Origin of the sequence: Achromobacter sp. NPDC008082 (assembly GCF_042957345.1) — a bacterium.
Taxonomy (GTDB): Bacteria; Pseudomonadota; Gammaproteobacteria; order Burkholderiales; family Burkholderiaceae_B; genus Achromobacter; species Achromobacter kerstersii_A.
On sequence record NZ_JBIBIB010000007.1, the window covers coordinates 188,354 to 207,147 of the forward strand.

At 62.6% G+C, this 18,794-nt stretch carries 17 protein-coding genes; 4 read left to right on the top strand and 13 right to left on the bottom strand.

The annotated features are described in order from the left end of the window. Positions 1-2: 2 nt before the first annotated feature. The gene (locus tag ACFZAI_RS27080; protein ID WP_391569888.1) at positions 3-1,103 is read right to left on the bottom strand and encodes a chemotaxis protein; all 1,101 of its coding nucleotides are present in this window, start codon (positions 1,101-1,103) and stop codon (positions 3-5) included. 154 nt (positions 1,104-1,257) lie between these two features. On the opposite strand from ACFZAI_RS27080, the gene ACFZAI_RS27085 reads away from it, so the two are divergent. After that, positions 1,258-2,325, top strand: coding sequence for a helix-turn-helix transcriptional regulator (locus ACFZAI_RS27085; RefSeq protein ID WP_391569889.1), 1,068 nt, complete (start codon positions 1,258-1,260; stop codon positions 2,323-2,325). On the opposite strand, the gene ACFZAI_RS27090 is transcribed toward ACFZAI_RS27085, so the two are convergent. The 7 genes from ACFZAI_RS27090 to ACFZAI_RS27120 form a co-directional block, all read right to left on the bottom strand. Continuing rightward, entirely contained in the window at positions 2,298-3,053 is a 756-nt protein-coding gene (locus ACFZAI_RS27090) for a hypothetical protein (protein WP_391569890.1), read from the bottom strand. The two genes, ACFZAI_RS27085 and ACFZAI_RS27090, sit on opposite strands and share 28 nt — an antisense overlap. 120 nt (positions 3,054-3,173) lie before the next feature. Next, positions 3,174-4,154, bottom strand: coding sequence for a hypothetical protein (locus ACFZAI_RS27095; RefSeq protein ID WP_391569891.1), 981 nt, complete (start codon positions 4,152-4,154; stop codon positions 3,174-3,176). Positions 4,155-4,255: 101 nt separating this feature from the next. Continuing rightward, on the bottom strand, positions 4,256-5,917 hold the full coding sequence (locus tag ACFZAI_RS27100; protein WP_391569893.1) for an arylsulfatase: 1,662 nt from the start codon (positions 5,915-5,917) through the stop codon (positions 4,256-4,258). Between the two features lie 573 nt (positions 5,918-6,490). Further along, entirely contained in the window at positions 6,491-7,492 is a 1,002-nt protein-coding gene (locus tag ACFZAI_RS27105) for a Bug family tripartite tricarboxylate transporter substrate binding protein (protein WP_391569894.1), read from the bottom strand. A gap of 80 nt (positions 7,493-7,572) precedes the next feature. Further along, entirely contained in the window at positions 7,573-8,337 is a 765-nt protein-coding gene (locus ACFZAI_RS27110; RefSeq protein ID WP_391569895.1) for an SDR family oxidoreductase, read from the bottom strand. Between the two features lie 160 nt (positions 8,338-8,497). Then, positions 8,498-9,193: a fumarylacetoacetate hydrolase family protein gene (locus tag ACFZAI_RS27115; RefSeq protein ID WP_391569896.1), complete on the bottom strand. Its 696-nt coding sequence runs from the start codon at positions 9,191-9,193 to the stop codon at positions 8,498-8,500. A gap of 16 nt (positions 9,194-9,209) precedes the next feature. Continuing rightward, a complete protein-coding gene (locus tag ACFZAI_RS27120) occupies positions 9,210-10,163 on the bottom strand; it encodes a 2-hydroxyacid dehydrogenase (RefSeq protein ID WP_391569897.1) in 954 nt (317 codons plus the stop codon). 129 nt (positions 10,164-10,292) lie between these two features. Between ACFZAI_RS27120 and ACFZAI_RS27125 the strand changes: the two genes are divergently transcribed. Beyond that, positions 10,293-11,435, top strand: coding sequence for a citrate/2-methylcitrate synthase (locus ACFZAI_RS27125; RefSeq protein ID WP_391569898.1), 1,143 nt, complete (start codon positions 10,293-10,295; stop codon positions 11,433-11,435). 211 nt (positions 11,436-11,646) lie between these two features. Here the strand turns inward: ACFZAI_RS27125 and ACFZAI_RS27130 are convergent, their stop codons facing one another. The 3 genes from ACFZAI_RS27130 to ACFZAI_RS27140 form a co-directional block, all read right to left on the bottom strand. Beyond that, positions 11,647-12,825, bottom strand: a complete 1,179-nt coding sequence (locus ACFZAI_RS27130; RefSeq protein WP_391569900.1) for a hypothetical protein — start codon at positions 12,823-12,825, stop codon at positions 11,647-11,649. Positions 12,826-12,967: 142 nt separating this feature from the next. Beyond that, complete coding sequence (locus ACFZAI_RS27135; RefSeq protein WP_391569901.1) at positions 12,968-13,861, bottom strand: hypothetical protein; 894 nt, start codon at positions 13,859-13,861, stop codon at positions 12,968-12,970. Positions 13,862-14,082: 221 nt separating this feature from the next. Beyond that, positions 14,083-15,426 (bottom strand): MFS transporter, encoded by a 1,344-nt coding sequence (locus ACFZAI_RS27140; RefSeq protein ID WP_391569902.1) that lies wholly within the window; start codon positions 15,424-15,426, stop codon positions 14,083-14,085. 336 nt (positions 15,427-15,762) lie between these two features. On the opposite strand from ACFZAI_RS27140, the gene ACFZAI_RS27145 reads away from it, so the two are divergent. Further along, on the top strand, positions 15,763-16,128 hold the full coding sequence (locus ACFZAI_RS27145; protein WP_391569903.1) for a PleD family two-component system response regulator: 366 nt from the start codon (positions 15,763-15,765) through the stop codon (positions 16,126-16,128). Positions 16,129-16,183: 55 nt separating this feature from the next. Here the strand turns inward: ACFZAI_RS27145 and ACFZAI_RS27150 are convergent, their stop codons facing one another. Continuing rightward, on the bottom strand, positions 16,184-16,921 hold the full coding sequence (locus ACFZAI_RS27150; RefSeq protein ID WP_391569904.1) for a hypothetical protein: 738 nt from the start codon (positions 16,919-16,921) through the stop codon (positions 16,184-16,186). Between the two features lie 142 nt (positions 16,922-17,063). Continuing rightward, positions 17,064-17,630: a hypothetical protein gene (locus tag ACFZAI_RS27155; protein ID WP_391569905.1), complete on the bottom strand. Its 567-nt coding sequence runs from the start codon at positions 17,628-17,630 to the stop codon at positions 17,064-17,066. A gap of 330 nt (positions 17,631-17,960) precedes the next feature. Between ACFZAI_RS27155 and ACFZAI_RS27160 the strand changes: the two genes are divergently transcribed. After that, on the top strand, positions 17,961-18,794 hold the full coding sequence (locus ACFZAI_RS27160; protein ID WP_391569906.1) for a DUF4189 domain-containing protein: 834 nt from the start codon (positions 17,961-17,963) through the stop codon (positions 18,792-18,794).

The following is an 18,794-nucleotide window of genomic DNA, read 5'->3' on the forward strand; positions in this document are numbered from 1 at the left end:
GGCTAGCGGTGTTCGTAGCGCGTGGCGTCCTGTTTGGCGGCGTCGAGCGCATCGTCGATCTTGTCACCATTCAGCATCATCGACCCATCTGCGTCCTTGAGCATTTCCGGCAAGCCGTTTTCATCGACGACGATGGCGCCACGCGCTTCCTTCACCTTGAAGAGCGGCGTGGTAATGACTTTGGTCAGAATCGACGCAAGCGCATAACCGTTCTCAATGATCTGCGTGACCGACGTGCCCAGTTTGGCGAGCTCGGCGGCGACATCGACATTGCGGCCCTTCAGGTCATCCACTAGTGCGCTGACGTTTTTGAGATCATCGAAATAGCAGTGGAATTCACGGTAAATGCGCGTCAAGGCGCGCTTGATACGGCGTGCATATTCCTCGGTGTCGGCCAGGAACTCATCAGCCTTGCCCAGTTTCTTGATGGCGGCGTCCGCTTCGTCGGATGCCTTATGGGCGTTTTTAAGGGCTTCTTCGCCGTGGTTGTCATAGGCCCAACCTGCGATGGCCAAGATCGGTGCGGCCACGGCGGCGCCCAGAATAGCGGTGCCACCAGCCATTCCCAACCCCCCTGCAGCAAGCGAGCCGCCGCCAATGGCGGCCAGGGTGGCGTTGGTTGCCGCAGCGCCCGCCAACGCGGAAATTGCGGTGCCGGTTGATGCCGCGCCCAGGGCCATGACCCCGCCATACACTGCAAAACCTGCTGCCGCGCCCGCCGCGCCCGCACCCGCGATGCTGCCCAGCACACCAATGGCGGAATAACTGTAATTCTCGATTTTCTGAAGTTCCCGCTTGGGGAATTTGACCTCCAGCTTGTCTTGAGAATTCGCGTTCAGTTCGTTGATCAGCGCATCTGCCAGGGTCTTGAATTCACCGAAACTTTCGCCGATCTCAAGTTCCAGATTACCTAGCGCCGTCAACGCAACTTCAGTTTTCTTTTCTTGCGCATCAAAGATGGTGCGCCGTTCGTCGTATGCCGCTTTTGCCCGTTTGACGATGTCGTCAGCTTCGGAATGCTTTTGATAACCGTCATAACCTTTTTTGGCGCCGTAGCTGGCGGCCACTAAGGCTGCGGCACCGATGATCAAGGGAAGGGGCATTACCGTCGTCCTCTCTGTTAGAATGTGTTACACGAAAGTATAACAGTATATAAGTATAAGAAACGGAATATTGCCAACCATGTAGCGCCATATTGATGTTGGCTTATGCGTTTGATTTGAATTGGACCCAAGAGAATTGGGGATGGAGGGACATATGGCAGGCGAAGATTTCACGCCTTTGCATTGGGATGTGCTTGAAATGCTTCAACGTGACGGGGGATGGGTGTCGTCGCGCATGCTGTATGAGTGGTTGCGGCCTCGGTATGGATATTCGGCGTCTTCATCCAAGACCATGCAAAGGGCGTTGCAACGGCTATCTCAGGACGGCGTTATTGATTGCCGTGGGCAGGGAAGTGCGCGTAGTTGGCGCGGCATCCCCGAGAAAATGCCGGGTAAAGCCGAGGTCAAAAGTGTGGAGCTGGCGGTTGCACTTTTGCAATTAGAGCAATTTGCCTCAAACCAATTGCCTGCCGACGCGCTCAAAACATTACGCGAACACTGCGACCGCAGCCGAGAGCTTCTCGGTAGCCATCCCACGTATCCACGCTATCTGCAAGGCCGCGCCTGGCGTGGCAAAGCGGCCATCATCGACTCTGGTTTTCCCTTGATTGCTCCCGAGCAAGACGAGGCCATCATGGGCGCTTTGACGGACGCGCTATACCGCAATACGAGCTTGGACCTGGGCTATCAGAATGTGGCGTTATCTACCAACGCTCCGGTTCATTATCGAGTGTCGCCCCTGGCCTTGATCGAGCGTGGCAGTGTGCTGTATCTGGTGTCGTGCCGACGTTCCCGACGCAGCGGGAAGTTCGTGCGCTACTTGCACCGGGTTGACAGAATCACCAGCGCCGTCGCCACCCATGATCCCGCGGATACCGACACGGGCTTTGATCTCGAGCGATTCTTGCGCCACGAACATACGTTGTTGTTCTTTCCTGAAGCGCCTCAGCGAGTCACCTTGAAAGTCCGAGAGCGCGACTTCCGCAGTCGGCTGCGATACTACCGGCTCGCGGAGGATCAAGTTATCAAAGAGACGCGAGAGGGCTTTGAGCTCGTGGCGACGGTGCGTCCGTCCTTGACGTTCAAGCAGTTCGTGCTTGGATTGGCGCCGGACGTCATGCTGGTGAAACCGGCGCATTTGCGCAAAGAGCTCCAGGCGGTGCTTGCCCAGGGTGCGTCGGCTTACTTGACGGGTCAATTTGATCGAACCGCTGCGGACTGACTCGTACCCAGCCATGGGAAGCCCACCAACGCATCGATACGCAGGACGCCGTCAAGCGTCATGGGGGCCACGGCTGTTTCGTGCAGGTCTTGCAGGCCGGCTTCCACCAGCGTGCGTTCAAACGTTGCGGTCGGAACGCCCGCCACCGACAAGGCCGCGGGATGCATGAACGACGCTTCGGATACCTGTCTCATCAGCGCAGGAAAATCAACTTTATCGTTGTCGGATGCCGTAATGGCCAGCAGATTGCGCTGCGTCAAGGGTTGGACGGCCTGCCATCCTGGCAAATCCTGGTAACCCCGTTGCGGTTGCCATGCCATGGCCGCGAGCGCTCGAATCACCTCCTGCGTTTTGGTTTCCCATGCGAAGGCGTTCGCCGCCACCCATACTCCCAAGCGATCCACTGGCAACTCACTGAATTTTCCGCGGCAGACGGCTAGCGCCGGTTTGCCTGCCTCGCGTGCCCACCGCATGGCTTCGACAGGGCCAAACGTATTCCACACTGCATGTCCCGATTCGCCGGCCAACGCAGCGATATCAACCAGGTGCAACGTCAACGCCTCGCGGTCAGCGCGCGCTTCTGCAAACCAATCGAGCGCGGGCACTTGACGGTTAAGCGTTGTGGCCAAGGCGATGACCTCGTCAGCCGGCATACCCCATCCTTCGAGTTGTACGGCGGCCTTGTTAGTGCGTTGAATCGATTGATGATTGGTGGGCGTGTGCGACACAAAAGACTCCATTCAGACTTGGAAAATTGAAGTCTGAATGGCGCTCTGGACATTCCTTGTCCAGAGCCGAAGCTTTCCATCCACTGCGGCAGAAGCCCGCGCTATGGTCCGCGTGCACCCTCAAAAACTCACCGCCAGCCCCACCGAGAACCCCGACACGTTCGTGCCAAACACATACCGGCCCACCAATCGGGTGCGGGTGATGATCATGTTGTACGCGCTGGAATCCAGCTCCAGGCCGGCGCCAACGGATGTCAGGCGGTCGAATCCCAGCACGCCGCGCTGGTCGCCCAGAAACTCGGAATGGGTCAGCTCCAGCACATAGCGCAGCGGGCGTTGCAGCATCACAATTCCTGTAGGCGCCCGGTAGCGCGCCCACAGGTTTGCCGACTGGGCCACCGCGTTGCCTTGCACCGCGGCCGAGCTGTCGAAGCTTTTTAGCCGGATGTCGGAATAGCGCAATTCCACATCCACTTCATAGCCCGGCCGGTAGTGTTCGTAGTCCAGCATGATCGAGCCGCCCAGCCCATAGGCGTTCAGCGAACCCCTGTCCAGGAACGTGACGTCCTGGCCGGTTTTTTGGCCGACGTACCAGCTTGCGGCGCGCAGGTCGCTGGTGACGTTGCCCAGCGCAAAGTTGAAGATGGGGCGCAGCTTTAATTCGTCGGTCAGCTTGAAGTCCCAGCCGATGCCGCCGGTTGCCGACACGCTGTTCCATTTGGTGGGGATCGTGCGCGTCTCGGCGCCTTGCGTGGCGATGAAGGTGGGGTCGTAGCGGCTGCCGGCCAGCACGCCTTCCAGGTAGATGGGAACCGATTTCGAGATCGTGTCGCCGCCACCCAGCTGCGTCATGAAAAATTCTGTTGAGCCCGACGTCGTGCCGCCGCCGCTGCCGATGGATAAAGAACTGGTCGTGATGTCGGGCACGATAGAGAACGACATCAGCGCCAGCACCCCATTGGCGCGCTTCTGTAGGTCGTCTTTGTTCAAGCGCAGCGTCGGTTGGGCCAGTGCGGCGGGCGCGGCTACGCAGGCGAGGGCGGCGATCAGCCATGCAGAGGCCCGATGCGCGCGCCCTTTGGTTTCAGCGTTCTGGTCCACCGGCTGTCCTTGTCCGAAACTGAAACGCACAGGCTGAAACGCACAGGCGCCGCGCGCGGGGAGCTCCCTTGCGCGGCGCGCCATTCACCAGCAGCCCTGGCTTACTTGGGTCCCTTGCCCTGCTTTTTCTGCTCCTCGAAGTACTGGTCGATCTTCTTGTCCACTTCGCGCTGTACCTGGTCGGTACTGAAGCTGGGCGGATTCTGGCTGGGCGGCCATTCGACGAAGGTCTCCAGGAACTCCGACGCCTTGGCCGAGCCCACGAAGGCCAGATACGCGTTCTTCGTCAGCCAGTCGTTGTACTGATCGGAAACGATGTCAGCACGTTCGTAGGGGTCCATGCGCAGGTTGAACACCTTGGGCACGCGCAGGCAGACGAAGGGTTCCTTCCACACCGCAAAGCCGCCTGGCGATTTCTGCTCGCAGAACACGACCTTCCAGTTTTCATAACGCATGGCGACCAGCAGGCCGTCATCGTTGAAGTAGTAGAAGTCTTCGCGTGCGCTCTTGTCGCTCTTGCCGGTCAGGTAATCGATCTGGTTGTAGCCGTCCAGGTGGACCTTGTAGTCGCGGTTGGCGCCGTTCGGTTTCCAGCCCTTGAGCAGGCGTTCCTTAACGCCATCGTCACCGGCGGCGGCAAGCAGCGTCGGGAACCAGTCCATGCCGGACACGATATCGTTCTTGACCGACCCCGGCTGGATGTGGCCCGGCCAACGGATCATCGCCGGCACCCGGAACGCGCCTTCCCAGTTCGTGTCTTTCTCGCTGCGGAACGGCGTAGAGGCGGCGTCCGGCCACGAGAACTGGTTGGGCCCGTTGTCCGTCGTGTAGATCACGATGGTGTCGTTGGCGATGCCCAGGTCGTCGAGCTTTTTCAGCAGCTTGCCCACGTCCTGGTCGTGCTCCCACATGCCGTCGGCATAATCATTGCCGGGCATGCCGCTCTTGCCCTTGTGCTCAGGCCGGATGTGCGTGAACAAGTGCATGCGCGTGGAGTTCATCCACAGGAAGAAGGGCTTGTCGTCCTTGCCGTGCTTGTCCAGATAATCCAGCGCGGCGCCTACGGTTTCGTCGTCGATCGTTTCCATGCGCTTGGTGGTCAAGGCGCCGGTGTCTTCGATCTTGCCGTCCGCCGATGCCTTGATCACGCCACGCGGCATGTAGGCCTTGATGGCGGGGTCGGTAGAGTTCTTCGGGAAGTAGGGGCGTTCGGGTTCTTCCTCGGCGTTCAAGTGATAGAGGTTGCCGAAGAACACGTCAAAGCCGTGCTTGGTGGGCAGGTATTCGTCGCGATCCCCCAAGTGGTTCTTGCCGAATTGCGCAGTGTTGTAGCCCTGGCCCTTGAGCGCCTGCGCGATGGTGATGTCGCGGTCTTGCAGGCCGACGGGCGCGCCCGGGATACCAACTTTCGACAGCCCGGTGCGGCGGGCGGATTGGCCGGTAATGAACGTTGACCGCCCCGCGGTGCAACTGTTCTCGGCGTAGTAATCGGTGAAGATCGCGCCTTCGTTGGCGATGCGATCAATGTTGGGAGTGCGGTATCCCACCACACCGCGGGTATAGGCGCTGATGTTCGCCTGCCCGATGTCATCGCCGAAAATAACGAGAATATTTGGTTTCTTGCCAGATGCCTGTCCTTGCGTGCCAGACGCCTGTCCTTGTGTGCCGGACGCCGCATCTTTGGTTTGCGCCAAGGCGCCACCCATCGCGGAAAGTCCGCCGACGGCGAGTAACGCCGCTCCCAACCATCGCCTTGCTTTCATGACACCCCTCCTTGCCTTTGCAGGCTGTGTAACTCCCTGGGTCTATCAATAGCTTCAATGCGGTTCGATTCGGGACTGCTGGATGATGGCGCGGGGCCGCATGGCGCTCGCGCGATAGATGGCCATTCAGTGCTCTGACGGGGTGCGCGATGTGCGCGGCAGACGCGCAGCGGCGGGGCCAAGAAGGCCCGACGAGGAAAGAGAGGAAGTGTTTTGTCGGCGCGCCAGGCAACGCCGGGTTTGCGGCCAATCAACCTGCAACTGCTGCTTCACGTGCCCTCCAAACTTCCGACTTCAGACGGAATGCCGATCAGTGATCTAGGGTTACCACGAATTGCGAGTCATGCTGGGATTGAATTAACGCTTGCGAAACCGAGAGCTAGACGCGCCATCGGCGGTGTGCGCAAAAATCAGGATACATAACAATGTTCTGACTTTCTACCATTTCTCTTTCTCGCCACACCTTTTTTTTGACTGCCGGGAGGCTGGTTATAGGAAGACGCCCCTGACGGCTGTGGCCGCCAGGGGAACGGGTGCGCAAGCGAAATGCCGAAGCAAGATACGCCAGCGACTTTACTCGGGTTGAATACCCGCTTCCTTCACCACCTTGCCCCACTTGGTCAGGTCAGACTGAATCAGCGCAGCGTATTGCTGCGGCGTGCCGCCCTGGACTTCGATCCCGGCGGCTTCCAGCTTTGCGCGCACGGCGGGTTGCTTCAGCGCCGCGTTGATTTCGGCGTTGAGCTTGTTGATGATGTCTTTCGGCGTGCCGGCAGGCGCCAGGAAGCCGCCATTGGTGTTGGCGTCGTAGCCGGCCAGCCCTTGTTCTTGCGCGGTTGGCACATCCGGCAGCGCCTGGGCGCGCTTGGCGGTGGAGATCGCCACGGCGCGCACGTTGCCGGCCTTGACCTGTTCCTGCATGGCGCTCAGCGTGTCGATGTACAGCACGGTGCGGCCGGCCAGCAAATCCGGGTGCGCGGCGGATGAACCCTTGTAGGGAATCATCAGCATCGGCGCGCCGCTGACCATGCGGAACATTTCAGCCGCCATCTCTTGTGCGCTGCCCCGGCCCGAGGTCGCAACCTTGGCTTCGTCGGGGTTCGCCTTCATCCAGCTGACGAGTTCGGGCAAGGTCTTGGCCGGCACCTTCGGGTACACCGCAAACACCAGCGGAATCTCGTGCGTGTAGACGATGGGTTCGAAACTCTTTTGCGGGTCCCAGCCCAGGTTTTTGAACAGGTACTTATTGATGTTGTGGCTGCCGCCCACGATACCGATGGTGTAGCCGTCGGGCTTGGCGTTGGCCAGCAGCGCGGTGCCCAGGTTGTTGGAGGCGCCGGGCCGGTTGTCGACGATGACCGGCTGGCCCAGCGACTGCGACAGTTTCTCGCCGACCACGCGCGCGATGATGTCGATGCCTCCGCCCGGCGGCGCGGGGACGATGATGCTGATGGGGCGCGTGGGGTAGCTCTGCGCGCTGGCCTGCGTAGGCGTGATGGCGACGCAGGCCAGCGACAGGGCCAGGGTTTTGGGTAAGGCCTTGGCAAGAACCTTGGACAGGATGGTGATCGGCATGCTTGTCTCCTTCGGGGGTGATGGTCAACTTCAGTCAACTCTGTGTTTGCAGTGCTTGGGTGCCGCGCTTGGGCGCCGCGCTAGCCGCGCCCGGTAAACGGCATGGCGCTTGCCATGATGGTCATGGTCAACACGTTGGCGTCCAGCGGCAGGGCGGCCATGTGGCGGACGGCGTTGGCGACGTGCGTGGCGTCCATCATGGGTTCCGGCGCGGTCGTGCCGTTGGCTTGCAAGACGCCGCGCGTCATGCGTTCAGACAGCTCGGTCAACGCGTTGCCGATGTCGATCTGGCTGGCCACGATGTTGAACGCGCGGCCATCCAGCGACAACGCTTTGGTCAGCCCGGTGACGGCGTGCTTGCTGGCGGTATAGGGCGCGGTGTAGGGGCGCGGCGTATGCGCCGAGATCGAGCCGTTGTTGATGATGCGGCCGCCCTGCGGCGACTGCCGGCGCATCAGCCCGAAGGCGGCGCGCGCGCACAGGAAAACGCCGGTCACGTTGGTGTTGATGACGCTGAACCACTTGTCCAGCGGCAGCTCGTCCATGGGCACGGCCGGCGCGTTGACGCCGGCGTTGTTGAACAGCAGATCCAGCCGGCCGAAGCGTTGTTCGATGGTGTCGAACAGCGCTTGCACACTGGCCGGGTCGGTCACGTCGGTAGGCACGGCTAAGGCGGTCTGGCCGCGCGCGGTGGCGTCAGCGGCCAGCGTGTGCAAGGGGTCGGCACGGCGGCCCGCCAGCACGACGGTCCAGCCGTCGTTCAGCAGACCCAGCGCCGTGACACGGCCAACGCCGCTGCCAGCGCCAGTGACCAGAGCAATTTTTTGGGACGAGCTTGCGTTCAAGGGGAGACTCCTGATGGCGGAAAACGAAGGGAAGAAGGGGCATGATGGCGGTGGGAGGCGGCCTGTAGGGGCGGCGGGGTGGAAGCGCGGTTTGGGGCGGCGGGTTGAAGCCGCAGGTTCGCCTGCGGGGTCGACTGCGGGGTCGACTGCGGGTTCGGCATTACGCGGCACATGGGACGACGGTCATGGAAAGCTCGCCGGCACCGGCAATGCCGGCGGTGATGACGTCGCCCGGCACGAGCGGCCCCACGCCTGCAGGCGTGCCGGTGTAGATCAGGTCGCCCGGCATCAGCGCCACTGAACGGGACAGCATCGCCACCAGCGCCGGCACCGGCCACAACAGCTGGGACAGGTCGGTGCGCTGGCGCTCAACGCCATTCACAGCCAGCCACATCGCCCCGTGCGTGAGGTGGCCGGCGCGGCTGACAGGAACGATGGGCGTGCACGGTGCGGAATGATCAAACGCCTTGGCGGGTTCCCAGGGGCCGCCCGCAAGCTTGGCTTGTTGCTGCAAGTCGCGCCGCGTCAGGTCGAGGCCCGTGGCGTAGCCCCAGACGTGATCCGCTTGCGCCTGTTCCGGTGTCAGGTTCCGGCCGCCTTGGCCGATGGCGACGACGAGTTCCACCTCATGGCAGAACTCCGCGGTTTCGGGCGGGTAGGGCAGCGGCCCGCTTGCGGGTACGACGGCGCTTGCGGGTTTCATGAACCAAGCCGGCATGGCGAGCGGCGCGGGTTCATTGGCGTCCCAGCGATAGTTGCGGCCGATGCAAAACACGCGCGCCACGGGGAAACGCAAGGCGCTGCCCACTATGGCCAAGGTGACGGGGGCGGCAGGGGGAAAGACGAAGTCGGACATGGCGGGCGCTTGCGGCTCAGGTGGTCAGGCTCATCGCCGGGCGTTCGCCTGCAAGCGCCTGCGCCACGCTGTCCAGCACCATCTGGCCCATGGCGTGGCGGGTTTCCCACGTGGCGCTGGCGCGGTGTGCTTGCAGTGTGGTGCGATCGGATTCGCGCAGCGTTTGCGGCACACGCGGTTCGTCAACAAACACATCCAGCCCCGCGCCCGCGATACGGCCATCGGCCAGCGCCCGCGTCAGGTCGGCCTCATTGACCAGCCGGCCGCGCGCCACATTCACCAGGAAGCCGCGCGGTCCTAACGCGTCCAGCACGGCGGCGTTGATGATGCCCTCGGCCTTGTCGGCCGCCGCGCACAACACCAGCGCATCGGAACCCGCCGCCAGGTCAAGCAATGCAGGCACGAACGCATGCGGCACGTCGTCCATGGCGCGCAGGTCGGTATAGCGGATCGGGCATCCGAAGGCGGCGGCGCGCGTGGCGACGGCGCGGCCCACGCGGCCCATGCCGACAATGCCTACGCGCATGCCGCTGAAGCGGCGCGCCAGCGGAAGGGCGCTGGGCTGGGGGTTCAGTTCCCACAGGCCGTCGCGCACAAAACGGTCGCCGGCGCACAGGTTGCGGCACGCGGCGATCAGCAGGCCGATGGCCAGGTCCGCCACATCTTCGGTCAGCGCGCCCAGTGTGGCGGTGACGGGCAGATGGCGGCTGCGGCAGTACGCCAGGTCTACCGCATCCGTGCCCACGCCGTTCACGGCCACGACTTTGACGTTGGGCAATTGTTCCAGCATGCCGCGGGATATGCCCGTGTGGCCGCCCGTAATGACGGCGCTGATCGACGCGCCGTGCTCGCGCAGCCAGGCGGGCTGATCGGCAATCTCGAAGAACTTGTGCACCTGGTAAAGCGAGGCCAGCTCGTCGTTGATGGCGGGAATCAGGATGGGGTTCAGTTGCAGGACCTGGGGCTTCATAGGGTTCAGCTCAAGTGGGCGGCATGCAAAAGCATGCGCGTGGATGATTGACCCCATCGTATGTAATGATTGATTTGGCACGCAATATTGATCTATAAAATCAACATATAAACTTTGCAACACGACATCATGGGTTCCTGGATTTCAATGGCCGAGGTGTGCAGCCAATTGGGCGTGCGGCCGCAGACCATCTACGCGTATGTCAGCCGCGGCAAGCTGGAAGTGATGCCAGACCCCACCGACACGCGGCGCAGCCTGTACCGGGCCGAAGACGTTGCCGGGCTGGCCAAGCGCAAGCAGGCCGGCCGCAAACACGAGACGCTTGCCACCAATACGCTCTTCGGTGCGGAACCCAGTATTCCTACCGCCATCTCGGCCTTCATTCGCCAGCACTTGGTCTACCGCGGACAAGACGCGGTGGCGTTGGCGCAAACGGCCAGCCTGGAGGCCGCCGCGCAGCTGCTCTGGAACGCGGATCAGGCCGTGGATTTCTCGTCGGCGACGCGTGTGTCGTCACCCGGGCGGGTAGCGGCGTTCACAGGGTTGGCGGCGCTGGCCGCCACCGGACATTCCACGCATGGCCGTATGACGCGTGTGTTGCATGGCGAATGCCAGGCGCTGGTCGGGCAGTTGGCCAATGCGTTTGGCGCGCAGCCGGGCAAGCAGCCGTTGCATCTGCGCTTTGCGCAAGGCTGGAAGCAGCCGGCGCAGGTGGCCGAGCTGTTGCGCACGGCCATGGTCTTGCTGGTGGACCATGAGCTCACCAGTTCCGCTTTTGCGGCGCGCATCGCCGCATCGACGGGCGCGTCCTTGCCGGCGTGTTTGTTGTCCGGGCTGACGACGTTGTCCGGGCCATTGCATGGTGATGCGTCCGGCCGCGTCAAGGCGCTGTTCAACGAGGTGGAACGCTTGGGTGAAGACCAGGTGATTGCGCATTACCTGTCTACCGGCCTGCCGCTGCCCGGGTTTGGGCATCACCTGTATCCCGACGGCGATCCCCGCGCAGCGGCGTTGTTGGCGCAGTTTGAACCGCCGGATGTCATCGCGCGCTTTATTGAAAAGGCCACGCAGCTGACGGGCTTGCCACCGAATATCGATGTGGCGCTGGCGGCCCTGGTGGCGCATTACCGCTTGCCGGAAGATGCGGCGTTCGGGCTATTCGCCACCGCGCGCAGCATAGGCTTGCTGGCGCATAGCCTGGAACAACTTAGCGTGGCGCAGGTGATTCGGCCGCGTGGCCGATATGTTGGGGTCATGCCGGAGGCAGGCTAGCGGCAAGGGCACAGCCGCCATGGGAAAGCCGCTGCGGGATAGCCGCTACGGGGTACGCGCCTTCCATACGGTGTCATCTGGCCGGCGATGCAGGCAGCGATAGATGACGGCCGCGGCCGCAAGCAGAACGATAACGCCAACCAGGTAGAGGTTCATGGCGCGATTTTGCCATGATCATCTCGCTGATCGGGCGCGCGATGCGGCCGTCGGGTCAGGCCGCGATGGACATCGGCGACGGCCCGGGAAATTCCGGCAGCACGATGTCGCAATGGCCTGGCCGCACCCACCGCACCCGCTCACGCGTGGCGTCTATGCAGCCGCCTTCCGCGTAGACGCCTTGCGGGTCGCGGATGCGCGCCATGCGCTCAAGAATGGCGGCGGTGGCGTCCGGGTCCGCCAGTGTTTGCTGCACGCGTTCGTGAACGATTTGCTCGTTCATGATCAATTTTCCCGACGCGTCTTTCTGCAAGCCATGCCGCCAATGGAAGATCTCAACGCACTTCGATGTCAGCGTATAAGGGCTGCCGCGTTCCCAGAAATTATTGAACTGGCCATTGCCCAGATAAAACACCCACGACCCCTCGTAGCCTTCCACATCGGAAGACGCCGCGTCCGGGTTGCGAAACCAGAGCCGGTCACCCGGCACGTAAAAGCGCTGCGGCAAGGGCGCGTCCAGCGATCCGTATTCGTGCAGGAACGCGTCATGAAAACGCCCCGACATGACGGCACGCGTTTCCCATTGGCGCTGCAAACGGCGTGCGAGCTCCGGGTTGGCCTGCTGCAATTCCTGGGCAAGGCCCAGCACCGTCACGTACTCGGTAGCCCGATAGCAAGAGAACGCATACAACTGGCCCGACGCGTCAGGTTGCGTGGCGCGGCGCAAGCCCTCGATCAGCGAGCGTCCGGGCAGCACGGTAAAGCCGCTGTCTTCGTGATAGGTCCAGTAGTCCTCGGGCCGTTCGGCGTGTTCGGTGTCGAACGCCAAGGCCGTCTTGCGCGCGGCTTGCACGATATAGCGGCGGATGCGCACGGCCGATTTCAGTTCGGCGACATCGGGAAACGTGAAGGCGATGGGGCTGGCCAGCATCGCCAGCAGAATCTCGCGGTCGAGATCGGCGTCGTCCACGTCTGACCGCAGGCCCAAGCGCTGCGCGATGCCGGTGGTGTCATGGCCGGGGGCGATGGCATCAGCAACGGCCGTACGCAACCACGCATGCACGCCGGGCGAGGCGCCCGTCAAACCCGCAGCGTGTGCCGCATCACGCAGCCCGGAGGCCGACAAGAATCGGTCCAGGTCTTGCCGCGCGATGTTTGCCTGACGGGAATCTGAAGACTCGATACAAATGCCGCCCAGAGGCGGGTGAGCCGGAACCTGCTGAAGAAGCCGCATGGAATTCGAACCGCGAAGGCGGTAGAGATGCTATGCGGAAATTGTAGGCAGGCGGCCTTAATTGCACCTGTACGCAAATGGCAGCGCCGAGGTTTTGCGTTGGTAAATGTTGCGTGCTGGCCGCCTGCTAAAGACCGGTTACTTATTTGCTGACGTAGGCCTTTTTCTCCGGGTCGAAAACGTACGTCGTGATGTCGGCGGCGCCCAGATGGCGGGTTTTGTTAAGGCCGGAAATCGTCGTGCCCTTGGGCGTGATCTTCAACGCCGGCATATCGGTTTTGCCGTCGGGCAAAAACTCCAATTCGCCGGAGCTGCCCGTGCAGGGCATGACTTCCCCGTCGGCGCACGCCGCGCTGTTGTCTTCGCCCGTCAGCACGCCGCCCACGTAGGTCCAGACGTGGTCGTTGCCGTCACGCTTGAGGCGGTCCGGGTTGAACACCAGCAAGTCATAGCCGTCGCTGGTAATGCCGTTGTCAAAGCTGGTGGTCGGCACCGCCAACAGCAGCTTTCCGCCGGGCGTGCGGTGTTCGATCGCTTTGCGTTTGGGGTCGACGTCCGTACCTCGTTCGTACGCGCCGAACGTGCCGATGGTGGGCTCCATGCCGCGGAATTTCCACGGCTTGTCAGAGGCCGGGTCAGTCAGCGTGAACGTGACTTCCGCCAGGTTGACCTGCGTGCCGGGGCCGACCTGATCTTCGCCCGGTTTGCCATAGCGTTCCGCCGTGTCCCACGCGAAGCCGGTGTAATAGTGCGTGCCTTCGGATTCAAAGGCGTGTCCGAACCAGTACGTGGCGACGCTGCCATTGGTGACCTCATACGTGGTCTCGCCCTTGCCGTCCACGTCATAAATGAAATACATCACCGTGGGCGCATCGGGCGGCGTGACCGCCGCAGCGGCGTCCTTGGAGAGGGGGGCAGCGGCGGGCGCAGCAGCGGGGGCCGCAGCGGCCGGCGCCGACAACGCCGCAAACGCGGCAACAAGCAGTCCGGCCAAGGTGCTGCGCAGCGTCGGGCTGGCCTTCAAAGTCTGGGTCATGGAGTAGGCGCTTTCCTGTTGATTTTTTTTAGAACGCAAGGGGGCTGGTTTTTATATTGCAGGCCGATTATCTGTCACGCACCAACGCGGGTTTAAACCGCCGCAGGATGGGGTGTCATGCCATGCGGAGGCGAGTATAAGGGCGCGTGATTGCCGTTAGGCTTCACGATATTTCAGGTATTGCTGGGCGGTTACATATCAGTAAACGCGCGTTAATTTATTTAGTCTCCACCCGGCGCAGGCACCGGATTCGGCGCCGCGGACAGCACCGGCTCCGCGGCGTCCGCGCCCGGCACGACGTTGGTCAGGTCTTCCGTCATTTCGTGATCCAGCGCGCCTTGGACCAGGTCTTCGGTGACGCGCATCTCGACGCCGGCGGGCGACATCTGTGCGGCTGCCGCGAACGGGGCAACCGGTGCGGGGGCCGGGCGTTCGCCGCGCCGCCAGATGAAGAAGACCATCAGGCTCAGGTTCAGCACCGCAAAGCACCAGAAAAATCCGGCGGCGCCGAACCTCGACATGACAGGGGAAATAGCCAGAGGGCTCAGCGCTGAACCCAGCGAATTGATCAGCAGCAGGCCCTGGATCATGCGGACCAGCGCATCGGCCGGCGCGCGGTCGGCCGCGTGGCTGACGGCCACCGGATAGATCGCGAACACGCCGCCGCCCAATAGAAACAGCAGCACGATTAACAATGGCGATCCTGCGGGCAGCAGCAAGACCAACAGGCTCAGCACGGTGCAGAACACCGCCAGCGCAATCAGCACCACCTGGCGGTCGCGCAGGTCTGACCAGCGGCCCACGGGGTACTGCAACACCATCGCGCCCAGAATCACGGCGCTCATCATCTTGCCGACATCGGCCACGTCCAGGCCGATGCGCTGCAAGTACAGCGGCAGCAAGGTGTACACGGCGGCAATCGCCACGCCAGACCCGAAGCAGCCCATCACGCCCGTGGGCGTCATGCGGATCAGGTGTTGCGGCATCAGCGGTTCAACGCGTTCGACCAGCGGCGAGATGCGCGGAATGATCACCATCGGCATGACCGACAACGAGGCCAGCAGCCCCGCCACCATGAAGGGCGCCATGTCGCCCAACTGCGTAATGGCGCCCAGCTGAAGCTGGCCCAGCACCCCAGAGCCGTACAGCGCAATCATGTATAGCGCCAGCAAGCGCCCGCGCATCTTCGGGTCGCCCGCGAGCAGCAGCCAGCTTTCCACCACCAGAAAGACGCCCACGCAGGCCCAGCCATTGATCAGCCGAAGCACGAACCACGCCGTCGGCCCGTAGATCAGGCCTTGCAGCAAGACGGTGACGGCGATCAGCGACGCAAAGCTGCTGTAGGCGCGGATGTGGCCGATGCGCGCAATCAGCCGGTCGTTGAAGATCGCGCCCAGCGTCAGGCCGATGAAGTACGACGACGAAATGATCCCGATGACAGTGGCCGATTCGCCAGCCGCATCCAGACGCAGGGTAGTCAGAGAGGAGATGAACGCGTTGCCGATGCAGACAACGAACAAACCTAGTAGCGGCCCAAGGACTAAGGCCAACAACTGCCGGAACATGAAATTCTCGAAAGCGGGAGAGGGGGGTGACGCATCCGGACACGCCGGAATGAGGCGGAGAGGGCGGAAGCCGGCGGGGATTGTAGCGCTGAATGCGTGGCCGCCTTTTTGCCATAGGCGGACGGACGGGAACGAAAATTGCTGATTGCGCCGATTGGCGCGCCTATACGAAGCGGCCGTACCGGTCTGATCCCACGCCGCCAGTCATGCAAAATAGAGGTTTCGCGCCGATACAAATGCTTTACACCTATACGGCTTGCTTGCCCTACCATCGCGGGTCCTTCAGGCCGGGCCAAAACCAGAACACCAACGCCGCTGCACGCGGACTGAATAAGTATGATGAAAATTCTTTTGGTCGATGATCAGCCGATGCTGATCGACATGTTGAGCGAGTTCCTGCGTAGCGAAGGCTACGACGTCACCACGCATACCGATGGGTTGACGGCGTTGCAGCAGATGCTGAATCTGCGCCCGGACCTTGTGATTACCGATTTTTCCATGCCGGGCATGAATGGCGCCGCGTTGCTCACCGCCATGCGCGAAAACGCTTACCTGAGCGACACGCCGGTGCTGGTATTAAGCGGCCGTCCCGAACATGAGATCGATGCGGCCTGTGAAGGCTACGCGGCCTACTTGTCCAAGCCCGCTGATCCGGCGGAAGTGCTGCGAACGATCTGCCGCGTGACGCGCGCGTCTGCGTAGCGTTGCACCCGGTAGCGTTGCACCCGGCCCGCCATGCGCCCCGTCGCGGGGCGGTTTAATCTGCCGAAGGCGCGCCACCCTCATACGGACTCATGTCCACACCGGCATCCTGAAACCGCCGCACCGTCGCACGCAGCGCCTGCGCGCGCGAGGGGGACGCGATGGCCGCTTCGATGTGCTGCCGGCATTGCGCCACCTCATCAGGGCAGCCATGGTTGGCGGGCAGCTGACTGGCGTAGAACGCCACATTAATAGCCATCCGCGACACGTTGGCTTCGGTAGGCTTGCCTGCATAGAAGTTGGCCACATCGGCCTTCAGCGCAGCCACCGCCTGGCGCCCGACGACGGCGGCGTCCTGGCAATCCACGAAGGTGGGGGAGCGATCAACCACGCGCATCCTGGCGCACACGAGCGTCAAGCTTGCTGCCGCCGACATCCCCGGCGGAAGTTCGGCGCGCACCGTTACCGGGTGCGGGGTTGCGAAGGCGGCCATGTGCTTACCGCGCGCATCGCGTTCGATGGACGCGACGGCGCCAGAGATCAGCATCGCGTTGTCCACTGAGGCCGGGTAGGGGGAACTGGCGCCGCGGGCATAGGCCAGCGCGACCGCTACGGCCGGCGCCCGGGCCAGCCCCAGGCGGTTTCCGATGACCGTCTCGCCGCCTTCAAGAAAGGTGTTGAGCTCATCGCGCAAGACGGCTTCGAACACGGCGGTTTCCGTGGCGGTAGGGGAATATGCGGCGCTGCTTAGCGCGGGAAACACTGCGCAGAGCAGGGCGATGAGCCGGTTCATGGATACGTCGTGATCATGCAATGAAGGCGCAAGACAATGAAGGCGCAAGATTAACCGGGCGTTCGGAAAGGCCGCGATCCGCTTTATCGTCCCGGATGGTTAGCGGCCATTCGCAATCGGTGGCCGCTTTGTGCGCGTGCGCCTACTTCACCACGTAGTTATTCGCCTCGTTTTCGCCTGCCCACTTACGCAGCGCCGCAATGAACTCCGGGCACACGTTGCCGTCGACGCTGGTGCTGGTGATGACGCTGTTCTGCATGCGCATCAGCACCGTGCATTCATACACGCGCGAGCGGTTCTGATAGTGGCCCGTAGTGTTCGTCTGGAACACCGGAGTCGCGGCGGTGGTGTTGGTGGCGGGGATCATGCCTACCACCTGCTGGCTGGACCCCGTCGTTACCCACTCCGTGTACGGGGCGCTTTGATAGTCGGACCACTCCAGTTCCATCGTGTTGCCGACGGCGCGTTTTTTCGACGGCTCGCCCAACGCGGCAATCGCGTCGTTGATGGACCGGCCTTCCATGTTCTTGGCCACGTTCACGCTGGGTGAGAATGACAGGCCCGACTTGAACACATTGCCCAGCGAGGGCAGGGTGGAGCTGCCGCCGGTAGGCATCGGGGCGCAGCCGGCAAGCGTTGCGGCTGCGGCAATCAAGCTGGCCGACAGCAACAGGGGCCGGCGATTCAAGGTGTGCGATGGCGACTTCATGGCTTGCGGTCGATGCTCCGTGGCGGGTCTGGCCTTCGTGTTGGCCTTGCCGCAGGGCAAGGCACGGGCGTGGCGTAACGCGTTTTGTTTCTCTTCGTGACAGGCGCCGGGCGATGCAAGATGGCTCGCTTGACGGGACATGCCCCGCAGGCTGACGGCGCGCTTAAGAAAAGTCCGACATTTTTACCGGAAAACGGGGGCAGCATCCCTTTCGCGAGATGTGAAATTTGTTACGCAATATGCCTGCGCGGGCTTTCGCAGGGGGACGGAACCGGCGGAGCTTCTTGCTAAGATCGGTCCCGCTTCCCACTCGACTTCCTACCCACGACGATGATGCCTGCCCGCTTTCTACCCCTGATCCGCGCCGCATTCGCCGCTCTTGCTTTGATGGCTGGCCTGGCGTCTCCCGCCGCGCAAGCCGACGTGATGTACGGCGGCATAGCCACCGATGGCAACCACGACAAGACCTACTGGGCCTTGCCCGAGACGTCGCAGAAAGAGGCCGAAGCCGCCGCCTTGGCCGAGTGCCGGCGTCAGGGCGGCAAGGACTGCAAGAAGCTGTCGTGGTTTTCGGACAGTTGCATGGCCTATGCGCGCAACACCAACCACGATCTGTTCCCGGGCAACAGCGTGTCGCCTGAACTGGCCGCCAAGAAAGCCATGCGCCGCTGCACGGCGGGCAGCCCCGACGGCAAGTGCCGTTTGATGACGATGCCGCAGTGCGCGGGGCCAGGCTATAGCGCTGAAGATATGCAGGCCGCCAAGCGCGCGCGCCCCGCTGACGTGGAAGCGCTGTCCGCCAAGGTGAACGACCGCGCCTATTGGGGCGCGGTGATGGAGAACGCCGACGGCGGCTTGATCTATGCGGACGGCTACCCGAAGGAAGCCGACGCGGTCAACGCGCTGGCGAAATGGGAAGACTGCAAAGACTGCCGCAAGATCCTGACCTACCAGGAAACCTGCGCCGGCATGGCGTGGGTGAAGGGCAGCGAAGGCCGTGGCACGCGCTTCACGGCGCTGAACCCCAACCCGGTCTCGGCGCGGGAAGAATCACGCGCGACGTGCACGGCCAAGACCGGCGCGCCGTCGTGCGTGGCGATGGTGCGCTGCTCGGGCCGTGCGTACATCGACGGTTACGCGGGCGAAGACGTCAAGCCGAAGTAA